The following is an 11,872-nucleotide window of genomic DNA, read 5'->3' on the forward strand; positions in this document are numbered from 1 at the left end:
CGGCGCAGCAGGTCGGACATGCCGACGATCAGGGCGTTGGCGTCGGTGACGCTCGGATCGAGCGGTTGCCGACGGGCGAAGGCGAGCAGCCGGTGGGTCAGCGCGGCGGCCCGGTCGGCCGAACTCATCGCCGTGTCGAGATAGCGCCCGAGGGTCTCGATCCGGCCCTGGGCGATGCGGGACCGCATCAGGTCGAGGGACCCGACGATGCCGGTGAGCAGGTTGTTGAAGTCGTGGGCGATGCCGCCGGTCAGTTGCCCGACCGCCTCCATCTTCTGCGACTGGCGCAGATCCTGTTCCATCCGTCCGCGCTCGACCGCCTCGGCGCGCAGGCGGTCGTTGGCCTCGGCGAGTTCCCGGGTCCGCGCCGCGACCTGGCGCTCCAGGTTGGCCCCGGCCGCGCGCAGCTGCCCGGCCTGGGCCTCCAGCTCGGCATACAGCGCGACCACGCCCCGGTTGGTCTCGGCGAGTTCGGCGTTCAGGCGCCGCGCCTCCTCCTCGCGCTCGGCCAGGTCGGACAGGCTGCGCAGGAGGTCGCGGTTGTGCTCGCGCAGGGTCGCGCCGGGATCCTCGGCCTGCGCCCGGGCCGCCGCGTCGGCGAGGGCGGCGAGCTTCGGGCCGGTGAACGCCTCCCCGTTCGGCGGCAGCAGCTTGCCGAAGGTGACGACCGTGCCCTGCCCGGGGGCGGACGCGATCTCGAACCGGTCCATCAGGCGGCGCGAGCCGGTGATCCCGATGCCAAGGCCGGTGCAGGAGCGGTAGCGTCCCTCCAGGATCTCGGCGAGATCGGCGATCCCCGGGCCGCGGTCGCTGATCCTGACGACGAGGAACTGCCCCTCGCGATCCTCGTCCAGGCCGTACTCGACCTTGCCGCCGCCGGCATAGCCGTAGGCGTTGCGCGCGATCTCGGAGACGGCCGTGGCGATCCGCGTCTGGTCCTGGACCCCGAAGCCGATCCGGTCGCTGATCCGACGCACGCGCTGGCGCACCGCGACGATGTCGTCCTCGTGCGCGATCGGTGCGGTGAGCAGCGGCCACTTCACGCGGGCCGGTTCCGGATCACGACCACGGTCGCGTCGTCGCGGACGCGGGTGAAGTCGCGGTAGAGCACCCCCGCGATCAGGCTCGGATGCGCGCCGATCAGGCCCGGGTAGGCCTCGAGCGCCCAGGCCGTGCCGATGCCATCCGAGCACATCACGAACAGGCCGTCCGGGTCGAGCCGGTACTCGAATTCCTGGATGCGGCGGGCGACGTGGCCGGCGGTGCCGGGCAGCGAGACCGTGCGCTTGGTCCCGCCGGCCCCGACCGCGGCGCCGGCGACGTTGCCGATGCCGGCGAAGGTCACCTGCGCCCTGTCGGGATCGTAGCGCGCCACCGAGACGGCGCCCCCGCGGGTATGCCCGAGGCCGGCATGCATGGCGGCCAGGATCGCGCCGGGCGGCGCGTCCTCGTGCTTGCGGAACAGCCGGACCGCCTGATCCGAGGCCTGGGCGGCCAGGGGACCGTGCCCCAGACCGTCGGCGACGATCGCGGTCCATCCGTCGCCCCGGCGCCGGACGCAATAGGCGTCGCCATTGGCCGTCTCGCCCTTCAGGGGCACCGTGACCGCGCCGACCGTCGCCTGCGGGGCCGCCGAGGCGGCGACGGACTTCTGGAGGCGGGCCACCACCGCGGTGCCCCGTCCGGGCCAGGATATGACGTCGAAGGCCTGCGACTGGCGCCGGACCGCGCCGAGGCCCGTGCCCGCGCTCCCGCCGGTCGAGTGGCCGTCGCGCAGGGCGTCGTCGACGTTCGGGAAGCCGGCCCCGCGATCGAGGGCGAGGAGCTCGATGCCGGTGCCGGTCTCGTCCTCGAAGGTGCCGATCAGGACCTCGCCCGCGGTGCCGTACTTGACGAGATTGGTCGCCAGCTCCGTCGCCACGATCGCGACGCGCCCGGCCGCGGTCTCGTCGAAGCCGAGGCCCTGGGCCATCGTCACGGCCCGTCGGCGCGTCTCCGCCACCTGGCTCGCCTCGGTCACGGGCACGCTGAGCATGGTCATTTCCAGCGGGCGATGGTGACGCGGGTGCCGACGCCGGGCGTCGATTCGATATGGAACTCGTTCGAGAGACGTTTCGCTCCCCCGAGCCCCAGCCCGAGGCCGCCGCCGGTCGTGTAGTGGTCGGTCAGCGCCCGGGCGATGTCCGGGATGCCGGGGCCCTGATCCACGAAGCTCAGGCGCAGGCCCCGGCGCGCGCCCTCCTGCATCACGTCGAGGCGGACCTCGCCGCCGCCGCCGTAATCCAGGGTGTTGCGCGCGAGTTCGCTCGCCGCGGTGATGATCTTGGTCTGATCCACGAGGCCCAGGCCGATCCCGACGGCGCGCACCCGCACGGCCTGGCGCACGCGCACGACGTCGTCGCTGGTGCGGATCGGCAGGACCTCAGTCGTCGTGACGGGCACGTGCACTCTCGAGGTCGTCGTCCTCGGCGAGCCGGTCGCGGATCATCGCCAGGCCGCGCTCGACGTTCAGCGCCGTCCGGATGCCCGTCAGCTCCAGGCCGAGTTCGACCAGGGTGATGGCGACGGCCGGGCGCATGCCCGCCACGACGGTCTCGGCGTCGAGCACCCGGGAGATGGCGGCGATGTTGTCGAGCATCCGGCCGATGAACGAATCGACGATCTCCAGCGCGGAGATCTCGATGAGCACGCCGCGCGCGCCGGTCCCGGCGATCCGGGCGGTGAGGTCCTCCTCCAGGGCCAGGGCGAGCCGGTCGTGCATGTCGACCTGGATGGTGACGATGAGCACGCCACCCAGCTTGAGGATCGGGATGCGGTCCATGGAATCGGCCGTCGATCAGGAGGCGGTCGGGGACAGGGCAGATTGCCTGCGGGTGACGATCCGGCCCGTCCGCTTCAGGGCCAGGGCGAAGGCATCGGCCAGGGTCGATTTCGAGACCACGTTCAGTTCGACGCCGAGATGGACCATGGTCTGGGCGATCTGCGGCCGGATGCCGGAGACGATGCAATCGGCGCCCATCAGGCGCGCGGCCGCGATGGCCTTCAGGAGGTGCTGGGCGACCAGGGTGTCGACGGTGGGCACCCCGGTGATGTCGATGATGGCGATCTCCGCCTCCTCGTCGACGATGGCCTGGAGGAGGTTCTCCATCACGACGCCGGTGCGGGCGCTGTCCAGGGTCCCGATCAGCGGCAGGGCGAGGATCCCGTCCCACAGCCGCACCACCGGCGTCGAGAGCTCGGCGATCTCCTGGCCCTGGCGCCCGATGACCTCCTCGCGGCCGGCGAGGAACACCTCCATGGTGTGCAGGCCGAGGGCGTCGAGGAGATGGCTCGCCGCCCAGGTGCCGCCGGTCGCGGCCGCCGGGTCGCCGCCATGGGTCCGGTCGATGGCGGCGAAGACCGGTTCCTTGAGCGAGAACACGAAGTTGGCGGTATCGGTGGGCGTGAAGCCCTGGATGGCGCGCGAGCGCGAGATCTCGGACAGGGTGTCGCGCAGGGCCGCATAGGCGTCGGCCCGGACATCCGTCCCGGCGGCCGCGAGGCCGTCGCGCAGCTGCTCCAGGACCGTGCGCGCCTGCGTGTCGAGTTCCGCCTCCCGGATGCGGCCGGTCTGGAGCGAGCCGCCCGCCTTCAGGAGCGCGAGCCAGGCCGCGCGGATCCCCGCTTCCTCAGCGGCGACGGTCTGGGTCAGCGCCGCCGTTCCATCGACCGCCATGCTAGAAATCCCGCAGGTTCACCAAAGTCTTCAGACAGCCTCTACCTGAAGCGCGGCCATATCGATAGCTAATCGTTGCCCAAGCGGCCGGGGCGAGACCGTCCTGATCCGATTTGGATACGATCGAGTGTGATCGGCGTGCGGTCTCTGGCGTGGTCGAGCGCCTGTCCCGGGCCAAGCCGGGGATCGCGGACGGGCCTCGGTCTGAGCCGCGTGCGCCGGGGCGCGGTCTCAGGTCGGGTCGCCGTAGCCGGAAAGGTCGGGCTCCCCGGAGGGACCGCCGAACAGTTTCGCGCCCGTGCGCCGGATGGCGGGCGTGCTCGCGACCTTCAGCACCCCGTGGAGCAGGCGGATGCCGAGCCGCGTGCGGGGGTTCATCAGCTTCGGCGCGAGCGTGGGGACGCCCTGCGCCTTCGCGACGAAGGGGCGCATGACGCGCGCGTAGGCGGCGACCGCGTCGGCGACCGCGTCGGTGCGCACCAGCTCGCCCGCCAGCACGCGGGCGCCGGTGAGCGCCAGCGTGGTCCCGATCCCCGCCAGCGGCGTCGCGCACCACGCCGCGTCGCCGGTCAGCACGACGCGGCCGGCCGACCACCGCGCCATCCGCACCTGCCGCAGGACGTCGACGTAGAAGTCGTCCGTCCCCTCCAGGCCGGCGAGGACACGCTCCGCCTGCCATCCGGCATCGGCGAAACGCGCCCGGAGGTAGGCCTTCTGCCGGGCGGCGTCCCAGCCCTGCTCCGCGCCGGGCGGCTGTCGGAGCATCAGCATCGCCCGCGTGGTGCCGTGCCGGTCCGGCCGCAGCGCGATGCCGCGCCCGCCCGTCGCGTTGAACCAGCGCCACATCCGGTCGTCGTCGGGCGTCCGGGGGATGGTGAAGTAGGCGATGGTCAGGCCCATCCACCGCGGTTCGTTCTCCCCGGGAAAGACGAGGTCCCGGGTCGCCGAGCCCACGCCCTCAGCGACGATCACCGCATCGTAGCGCTCGACCCCGCCGCTCGCGAAGGTGACGGACGCGGCCGCATCGTCCTGGTCGATGCGCGCCACGCGGTCGCCGAAGCGGAAGCGCGCCCGTTCGCGGGCCGAATCGTAGAGGAGGCGGGCCAGGTCGCCGCGGAGGATCTCCATCTCGGCGGTCGGGCCGTCGCCCGCGAACCCGGCGACGTCGAACCGGGCCACCGCCCGGCCCCGTCCGTCGACCCAGGCCGTGCCCTCCTCGCCGGTGCCGTTGTCGAGCGCGGCCTGCTCCAGGCCCATCCCGCGCAGCACCGCGCGGCCGACGCCGCGGACGTCGATGTTCTGGCCGCCGTCCCGGAAGGCGGGGGCCCGTTCGACCACCGTGACGTCGAAGCCGCTGCGGCTCAGCCACCAGGCGGCGGTGTTGCCGGCGATGCTGGCGCCGGTGATCAGGATGCGACGCGCCATGGGGAAGCGACCTCCGGGTGGGGCAACACGGCCCCGCGCAACCGGTTGCCATCGGGCGTGTCGGCCCTTCGCGCCGCCCGGACGCCGCGGCGGCGTTTCCGCGCCTCAGGCGACCGTCACCCGCACCCGGTGCCAGCAGGTGCAGAGGTAGCCCTTGTGGTTCCAGGTGTCGTCGGGGCGCGCCGGCTGGGTCTGGCCGGCCGAGTCCCAGGCCCGGACGGCGATCTCGTGCTCCCCGGGCGGCAGGTCGAGTTCGGCCGTCCAGAAGGTCCAGGCGAACGGCGCCTCGGGGGCGTGCTCCAGGGCGGCCTGCGCCCAGCGCCGCCCGCCATCGCCGGAGACGTCGACGCGGATGACGGCCCGGTCGCCCGCCACCGCGTAGCCGCGCACCGCGTTCGGTCCGGCCCGGAGGGCCGCGCCGCGCGCCGGCTCGCAGATCGCGGCGTTGAGGGGCATCGCCTCGATGGTGTGCCCGCGGGTCGGGTCGGCGGTCTCGGCCGTCACGTCGGCCGGGTACAGCTTGTAGTCGCCTGCCTGGATCGGGTTGTCGGAGGGATGGGCCTGGACCGTGATGCGCCGGAGCCATTTGGGGCTGCGCACGCCGGCGAAGCCCGGCACCACCACCCGGACCGGGAAACCGTGCTCGGGCAGCAGGGCTTCGCCGTTCATGGCGTAGGCCAGCAGGGTTTCGGGGGCCATCGCCTTGGCGAGCGGGATCGAGACCCCGTACGGGTGCCCCTCCACCGTGTCGTGGCTCTCGAAGGCGACGTGGAGGCCCGCATCCGTGCCGATCCCGGCCCCGCGCAGGACGTCGCCGAGCCGGACGCCCGTCCAGTCGGCCGTGCCGATGGCGCCCCCGTCCCACGGATCGCCCGAGACGGGGGCGACCGCCCGCATGTCGGCGCGACGATTGCCGGCGCACTGCATCGTGGCCGTCACCGTGACCGCGGGGAAGCGGGTGCGCAGGCCGTGCAGCGTGAGGTCCAGCGCGGTGCCGACTGCGCCATCGACGATCAGGCGCCACGTGTCCGGATCGATCTTCGGCAGGTCGCCGTGGGAGCGGACGTAGAAGTCGCGGGCGGGGGTCCGGTAGGCGTCCCGCAGCCGGCCGAGGGGCGGTTCGGCATTGTAGGGCTGGTCGCCGTGGACGATCAGGCGCGCCTTGCGCTCGGACAGGCTCGACATCGGGGCTCCGGTTCGGCGGGGACAGGACGCCAACGCGCGACGCGCGCAGTCGCTCAACCCGCGCCGGCCCGGATGCGAGCGGTGGATCGCGGCGGATCCCGGTGAGGGTCACCGGATCGGATGCGCGTCAAAACCCCTTCGAACCCCTTAGAATCCGTTGCCCACACAGATCCGGGCGGAGGCGGCGGAGCGCCGCGGATCCGCGCGTGCCGGACATCGGCTGCGCCGCGCTCTCGACAGTCCGGACCGATGACTTCATGTTCGTCATTATCCGAAGGGTTAGCTGCAGTGAAATTGGCGATCGTGACGGTTCAGAACGGCGACTTTCCCGGCCGGTTACTCCGATGGGCCGCTCCCGTACCGGGGGTTCCTGGCCCGCGCCGGCCCGTAGGCCCCGCGCCGTCCGCCGGCCGCCTTCCCTGAGGCCGGCCATGCTGGACACCCTCGTCACGCTCTTCCCGCCCGGTCTCCGCGCGGCGCTGCGCGCCAGGGCGGCGCCCTTGGTGGCTCTTTGGCCGGCCCGGCGACCCGGCGGCTCCGTCCCCCTGGCGGGCCGCGACCCGAAGCCCGCGGCGATGCGGCCCCTCCGCCCGCCGGTCGCCACGAACGACAACCCGCTCCTGGCCGTCCACGAGGCCGTGGAGCGGGATCTGCGCGCCAGCGGCCACCTGCGCTGAGGCCGTCACCGCCCGGCCGGGGCGGGACGGTCGGCCGCCCCGGCCTCGATCCAGTGGCAGGCCGTGGTGCTCCGCAGGGCGGCGCAGTCGTAGCTCCGGCCGCCCAGGGCGACCCGGTCGGCGATGCCGGTGATGTCGGCGCGGGGCAGTGCGGCGCAGCCGAGATGGTCCGCCTTCGGATCGGCGAGCTGCGCGGCCGCCGCCTGCGCGCCGCCACGCATCAGCATCCGGTAATTGGCCAGCGACGGGCAGCCGATCACCGGTGGCCCGGCCCGCCGCTCGGGGGCGGCCCGGCCCGGGGCCCGGCCCGCCGGCTCGCCCGAGGCCGGCAGCGCCGACAGGGCGAGCGCGACGAGTGCCAAGCGGAGACGGAAGCGTGTCATGGGCCGCTCCTAGCATGACGCCCCGGCGATTTCGCGGCCGTCGCCGGGGAGGCCTGCGGCGGCGGCAGGGCTCGGATGCGGCGTTTCAGGCTTGACCGGACGCCCGCCATTTGCGAGCGCCGCGGATGAGCGTGGAGGAGTGGCCATGGCGACGGCGATCGACAGCGACCAGAAGCTGCATCTGGTCTTCGGCGGCGAGTTGCAGGATCTCGACGGCATCCGCTTCCGGGACATCGCGAACCTCGACATCGTCGGGATCTTTCCGGACTACGCCTCGGCGCAGGCCGCATGGCGCGCCAAGGCGCAGGCCACCGTCGACAGCGCCCAGACGCGCTACTTCGTGGTCCACCTGCACCGGCTGCTGGAACCCCCGGTCGCCTGAGCGGCCTGTGCGCACATCCGTAAGGACTGCGTGAAGGCATTGTGACACTTCCGGCCCGCTGCTAAGAGCCTCGCCCGTCATCGCATCGTTCCGGCCCATCGCGGGACCGGTCATCGGAGCGCGGCGGGCAGCCCGGCCGCGAGTGAGCGGCCGCCCATGAAATCCTCCATCAAGATCGTCGCCGGGAATGCCAGCCGGCCCCTGGCCGAGGCGATTGCGGCCTATCTCGAGCTGCCGCTCGCCAAATGCATGGTGCGGCGCTTCGCCGACATGGAGATCTTCGTCGAGCTGCAGGAGAACGTGCGCGGCGAGGACGTGTTCATCGTCCAGTCGACCTCGTTCCCGGCCAACGACCACCTGATGGAACTGCTGATCATGATCGACGCCGCGCGCCGGTCCTCGGCCCGGCGCATCACGGCGGTGATCCCCTATTTCGGCTACGCGCGGCAGGACCGGCGCACCTCGGGCCGCACCCCGATCTCGGCCAAGCTGGTGGCCAACCTGATCACCGAGGCCGGGGCCGACCGGGTCCTGACCCTCGACCTCCATGCCGGCCAGATCCAGGGCTTCTTCGACATCCCCACCGACAACCTGTTCTCCGCCCCCGTGATGGTGCGCGACATCAAGGAGCGGCTGCCGAGCGCCGACCGCATGGTGGTCTCCCCCGACGTCGGCGGCGTCGTGCGGGCACGCGCCATCGCCAAGCGGATCGACTGCCCGCTCGCCATCGTCGACAAGCGCCGGGAGCGCCCGGGCGAGTCCGAGGTGATGAACATCATCGGCGAGGTCGAGGGCCGTTCCTGCATCCTGGTCGACGACATCGTCGATTCGGGCGGCACCCTGGTCAACGCCGCCGAGGCGCTGCTCAACGCCGGCGCCAGGGACGTCTCGGCCTACATCACCCATGGCGTGCTCTCGGGGGGCGCGGTCTCGCGCATCGCCGCCTCGCGGATGAAGGAGCTGGTGATCACCGATTCGATCCAGCCGACCCAGGCCGTCAAGCTCGCCCGCAACATCCGGGTGGCGACCATCGCGCCGCTCCTCGGCGAGGCGATCGGCCGGACCGCGACGGAATCCAGCGTCTCCAGCCTGTTCGACTGAGCGCGGCCCCCGGAAACTGAGCCGCAGTCCCGTCCGGGCGGGAGGGCCCTATCTGGCCGGTTCGGCACTCTCTTCGGTCTGGGAGCGGACACTGGGTCGGGCGCGCATCATCGGCATCCACGGGCTCGCCAACAAGCCGCCGCGCGACGAGAAGGCGGCGTGGTGGCACGCCGCGATGCGCGAGGGGCTCGCCCGCAATCTCGGGCTGCAGGTGCCCGAGGCCGGCCTGCCCTTCCGCTTCGTCTACTGGGCGGACCTGCGCTACCCGCAGCCGCTGACCGGCGCGGGCAACCGCGAGCCCTACCGCCCCGATCACGGCCTCGGCCCGTTCCCCTCGCCGGCGGGGGATCCGGCCAGCGCCGCGCCGACGCTCACCGACCGGATCTACCGCGGCCTCTCGCACCTGCAGGAGGCCACCGGGCTGACCCCGGTGGACGACCTGATCCTGGAATACCGCCTCGACGACCTCTGGGGCTACTATGCGGACGCGGCGTTCCGGGCCTCCGCCCGGGAGCGCCTGCGCGTCGCCCTGGCCGAGGCCGCGGGGGAGGACGTCCTGATCGCCGCGCACTCGATGGGCGGCCTGATCGCCTACGACGTGCTGCGCGCCGCCGAGGCCGACGGGACCCCCCTGCCCCGCTGCACCCTGGTCACCCTCGGCTCGCCCCTGGGGCTGGCCGAGCTGAAGCTGAAGCTCGCCGACGAGCACGGCGCCCTGCGCGTCCCGGCCGCGCTGACCGCCTGGACCAACCTGATGGACCGCCAGGACATCGCCACGGTGGGCGACGATCTCGGGGCGATCTGCGCGCCGAACGCCGCCGGCGTGCGGGTCCGGGACGTGCCGGTGATCAACGCCTACCGGGGGCCGGACGGGACCGAGAACCGGCACAAATCCTACGGCTACCTGCGGACGCCGGAATTCTCGAAGGCCGTGGCCGGGTTCCTGGCGGCGTCCCCGGCGGAGCGCGGCTGATCGGGCCGCCGTGCCGGCCGCGCGGACCGCCGTCCGGGAAAAAGAGGAGGCGCCCGGGCGTGGCCGTCAGCGGAGCGCGGCGGCGGGGCCTTGCGCGCACCGGCGCGAGGCTGTCCACTCGCCGCCAACGAAGCCCGGCGCCCGATACGAACCGGCCGGGCCGCAGGGAGGATCGATATGGTGCGCGCGTCGCGGACGGGCTCGTTTCGGCTGGGTCGCCGCCGCCTCCTCGGGGTGGGGCCGGCCGCCCTCCTGCTGGCCGGGCTGGCGCTCGTCGCCCCCGCCCGGGCCGAGGATGCCAGGGTCCGGATCAGCCGGCAGCCGGGCTTCGTCTACCTTCCCGCCGTGCTCGCCGAGCAGCACAAGCTCATCGAGAAGCACGCCAGGGCGGCCGGCCTCGGGGACGTGACGGTGGACTGGGTCAACCTGACGAGCGGCGCCGCCGGCAACGACGCCTTGCTCTCGGGCAACATCGACATCGTCGACAGCGGCTCCACCAACATGCTGCTCCTGAACGACCGGACCCGGGGCGACGTGAAGGGCCTGTGCGGCGTCGGCTCGACACCGATGCTGCTGCTCACCCGCGATCCGGACGTGAAGACGGTCAAGGATTTCTCCGGCAAGGACAAGATCGCCCTGCCCTCCGTGAAGGTCTCGTCGCAGGCGGTGCTGCTCCAGATCGCCGCCACGAAGGCCTTCGGGCCCGAGAACGCAACCAAGCTCGACCCGCTCACCGTCCAGCTCGGCCATCCCGACGCGGTGGCGGCGCTGGCCAGCCCCCGCAACGAGGTCAACAGCCACTTCTCCCTGCCGCCGTTCCAGCAGCGCGAATTGCAGGATCCGGCGATCCACGTGGTGCTGAACTCCTACGAGCTGGTCGGCGAGCCGGTGAGCAACGCGATCTTCTACGCCCGGACCGGCTGGTACACCCGCAATCCGAAGCTCGCCGCCGCGATCGTGGCCGCCATCGACGAGGCCAATGCCGAGATCGCCAGGGACCCGCTCCAGGCGGCCAAGGACTACGTGGCGGCCACCAACGAGAAGACGCCGCCCGAGACCCTGGTGGCGATCATGAAGGAGCCCGGGACCAACTTCTCGACCACCCCCTACGGCATCATGCTCCAGGCCCGGCACTTCTACGCGATGAAGACCATCAAGGCCGAGCCCAAGGACTGGAAGGACACGTTCTTCCCGATCGTCCACGGGCTGCCGGGGAAGTAGCCCCCGGCGCCGCATCCGCCCGTCAGTGCGCCTCGACGGGCCCGGCGGCGCGCTGGGGCCTCTTGAGGATCGCCACCACCGCGAGGCTCGCCACGAGGCTCACCCCCACCAGCCAGAACCCGTCCGCATAGGCCATGACATAGGCCTCGCGGCGGACCTGGGCGGCGAGCTGACCCAGGGCGACGCCCTTGGCGGCCAGCGGGTCGGCGATCCGGGCGTGCATCCCGGCGGCGAGCGCCGCGAGCCGGTCCTGGGTCCGGGTCGCGTTGACGGTGATCGCCTCCGCCAGCACCGAGAAGTGGAAATGCTCGCGCCGGTCGATCATGGTCGACAGGAGGGCGATCCCGATCGAGCCGCCGAGGTTGCGCATCATGTTGGACAACGCCGAGGCGTCGGCGGTGTCGCGCGGGCTCAGGCCCACGGTGGAGAGCTGCGAGAGCGGAATCGTGAACAGCGGCTGGCCGATGGCCCGCATCACCTGCGGCAGGATCAGCTGGTCGGCGCCGACATCGTGGGTCAGGCCGACATTGATCCAGCAGCTCGCGATGAAGAACAGCGTGCCGGTGACCACGAGGAGCCGCGCGTCCACGGCGCGCATGAGCAGGGGCATCATCGGGAACAGGACCAGCTGCGGCAGGCCCGACCACATCACCACGGTGCCGATCTGCTCGGCGTTGTAGCCCTGGATCTGCGCGCAGTAGACCGGGATGATGTAGATCGACCCGAACGAGACCGCGCCCAGCACGGTCATCAGCACGCAGGCGCCGCCGACCGAGCGGTTGGCCAGCACCCGCAGGTTGATGAACGGGC

Annotated in this window: 13 protein-coding genes and 1 pseudogene; 5 read left to right on the forward strand and 9 right to left on the reverse strand. The window is 72.5% G+C overall.

The features are described 5' to 3' along the window. The 7 genes from MKK69_RS20580 to MKK69_RS20610 all read right to left on the reverse strand — a co-directional run. The coding region (locus tag MKK69_RS20580) for an ATP-binding protein (protein ID WP_243970948.1) at positions 1–1,043 on the reverse strand (1,043 nt) is incomplete at its 3' end. Continuing rightward, positions 1,040–2,035: a SpoIIE family protein phosphatase gene (locus MKK69_RS20585; protein WP_243970950.1), complete on the reverse strand. Its 996-nt coding sequence runs from the start codon at positions 2,033–2,035 to the stop codon at positions 1,040–1,042. The genes MKK69_RS20580 and MKK69_RS20585, both read right to left, overlap by 4 nt. Before the next feature lie 2 nt (positions 2,036–2,037). Further along, the gene (locus tag MKK69_RS20590) at positions 2,038–2,442 is read right to left on the reverse strand and encodes an anti-sigma regulatory factor (RefSeq protein ID WP_243970951.1); all 405 of its coding nucleotides are present in this window, start codon (positions 2,440–2,442) and stop codon (positions 2,038–2,040) included. Next, positions 2,423–2,821: an STAS domain-containing protein gene (locus MKK69_RS20595; RefSeq protein ID WP_243970952.1), complete on the reverse strand. Its 399-nt coding sequence runs from the start codon at positions 2,819–2,821 to the stop codon at positions 2,423–2,425. The genes MKK69_RS20590 and MKK69_RS20595 overlap by 20 nt, the downstream gene beginning before the upstream one ends. A gap of 15 nt (positions 2,822–2,836) precedes the next feature. Next, positions 2,837–3,715, reverse strand: coding sequence for an STAS domain-containing protein (locus MKK69_RS20600; protein WP_243970954.1), 879 nt, complete (start codon positions 3,713–3,715; stop codon positions 2,837–2,839). Positions 3,716–3,946: 231 nt separating this feature from the next. Further along, positions 3,947–5,140, reverse strand: a complete 1,194-nt coding sequence (locus MKK69_RS20605) for an FAD-dependent monooxygenase (RefSeq protein ID WP_243970956.1) — start codon at positions 5,138–5,140, stop codon at positions 3,947–3,949. Positions 5,141–5,245: 105 nt separating this feature from the next. Continuing rightward, on the reverse strand, positions 5,246–6,325 hold the full coding sequence (locus MKK69_RS20610) for a molybdopterin-dependent oxidoreductase (protein ID WP_243970958.1): 1,080 nt from the start codon (positions 6,323–6,325) through the stop codon (positions 5,246–5,248). Between the two features lie 431 nt (positions 6,326–6,756). Here MKK69_RS20610 and MKK69_RS20615 point away from each other — a divergent pair, with 431 nt between their 5' ends. Beyond that, positions 6,757–7,002 carry a hypothetical protein gene (locus MKK69_RS20615; protein WP_243970959.1) on the forward strand — a complete coding sequence of 82 codons (246 nt, stop codon included), beginning with the start codon at positions 6,757–6,759 and terminating at the stop codon, positions 7,000–7,002. Between the two features lie 5 nt (positions 7,003–7,007). Here the strand turns inward: MKK69_RS20615 and MKK69_RS20620 are convergent, their stop codons facing one another. Beyond that, positions 7,008–7,385 (reverse strand): hypothetical protein, encoded by a 378-nt coding sequence (locus MKK69_RS20620; protein ID WP_243970961.1) that lies wholly within the window; start codon positions 7,383–7,385, stop codon positions 7,008–7,010. A 145-nt stretch (positions 7,386–7,530) separates the two neighbouring features. On the opposite strand from MKK69_RS20620, the gene MKK69_RS20625 reads away from it, so the two are divergent. From MKK69_RS20625 to MKK69_RS20640, 4 genes are all read left to right on the forward strand, one after another. Continuing rightward, the gene (locus MKK69_RS20625) at positions 7,531–7,767 is read left to right on the forward strand and encodes a DUF4170 domain-containing protein (RefSeq protein WP_243970963.1); all 237 of its coding nucleotides are present in this window, start codon (positions 7,531–7,533) and stop codon (positions 7,765–7,767) included. A 156-nt stretch (positions 7,768–7,923) separates the two neighbouring features. After that, on the forward strand, positions 7,924–8,868 hold the full coding sequence (locus tag MKK69_RS20630; protein WP_243970965.1) for a ribose-phosphate pyrophosphokinase: 945 nt from the start codon (positions 7,924–7,926) through the stop codon (positions 8,866–8,868). Between the two features lie 175 nt (positions 8,869–9,043). Continuing rightward, the gene (locus MKK69_RS20635) at positions 9,044–9,841 is read left to right on the forward strand and encodes a hypothetical protein (protein ID WP_409564853.1); all 798 of its coding nucleotides are present in this window, start codon (positions 9,044–9,046) and stop codon (positions 9,839–9,841) included. A gap of 177 nt (positions 9,842–10,018) precedes the next feature. Further along, entirely contained in the window at positions 10,019–11,062 is a 1,044-nt protein-coding gene (locus MKK69_RS20640; protein WP_243970966.1) for an ABC transporter substrate-binding protein, read from the forward strand. A gap of 22 nt (positions 11,063–11,084) precedes the next feature. Here the strand turns inward: MKK69_RS20640 and MKK69_RS20645 are convergent. After that, positions 11,085–11,872, reverse strand: a pseudogene (locus MKK69_RS20645) (EmrB/QacA family drug resistance transporter); the annotation flags it as partial.

The organism is Methylobacterium sp. J-026 (assembly GCF_022829585.1).
GTDB lineage: Bacteria > Pseudomonadota > Alphaproteobacteria > Rhizobiales > Beijerinckiaceae > Methylobacterium.

What these genes read in the sequence shown, in the direction of transcription:
- MKK69_RS20595 (WP_243970952.1), bottom strand. Translation starts at nt 2,821, where the DNA reads ATGGACCGCATCCCGATCCTCAAGCTGGGTGGCGTGCTCATCGTCACC.
- MKK69_RS20640 (WP_243970966.1), top strand. Translation starts at nt 10,019, where the DNA reads ATGGTGCGCGCGTCGCGGACGGGCTCGTTTCGGCTGGGTCGCCGCCGC.
- MKK69_RS20605 (WP_243970956.1), bottom strand. Translation starts at nt 5,140, where the DNA reads ATGGCGCGTCGCATCCTGATCACCGGCGCCAGCATCGCCGGCAACACC.
- MKK69_RS20620 (WP_243970961.1), bottom strand. Translation starts at nt 7,385, where the DNA reads ATGACACGCTTCCGTCTCCGCTTGGCACTCGTCGCGCTCGCCCTGTCG.
- MKK69_RS20600 (WP_243970954.1), bottom strand. Translation starts at nt 3,715, where the DNA reads ATGGCGGTCGATGGAACGGCGGCGCTGACCCAGACCGTCGCCGCTGAG.
- MKK69_RS20625 (WP_243970963.1), top strand. Translation starts at nt 7,531, where the DNA reads ATGGCGACGGCGATCGACAGCGACCAGAAGCTGCATCTGGTCTTCGGC.
- MKK69_RS20585 (WP_243970950.1), bottom strand. Translation starts at nt 2,035, where the DNA reads ATGCTCAGCGTGCCCGTGACCGAGGCGAGCCAGGTGGCGGAGACGCGC.
- MKK69_RS20630 (WP_243970965.1), top strand. Translation starts at nt 7,924, where the DNA reads ATGAAATCCTCCATCAAGATCGTCGCCGGGAATGCCAGCCGGCCCCTG.
- MKK69_RS20615 (WP_243970959.1), top strand. Translation starts at nt 6,757, where the DNA reads ATGCTGGACACCCTCGTCACGCTCTTCCCGCCCGGTCTCCGCGCGGCG.
- MKK69_RS20635 (WP_409564853.1), top strand. Translation starts at nt 9,044, where the DNA reads ATGCGCGAGGGGCTCGCCCGCAATCTCGGGCTGCAGGTGCCCGAGGCC.
- MKK69_RS20610 (WP_243970958.1), bottom strand. Translation starts at nt 6,325, where the DNA reads ATGTCGAGCCTGTCCGAGCGCAAGGCGCGCCTGATCGTCCACGGCGAC.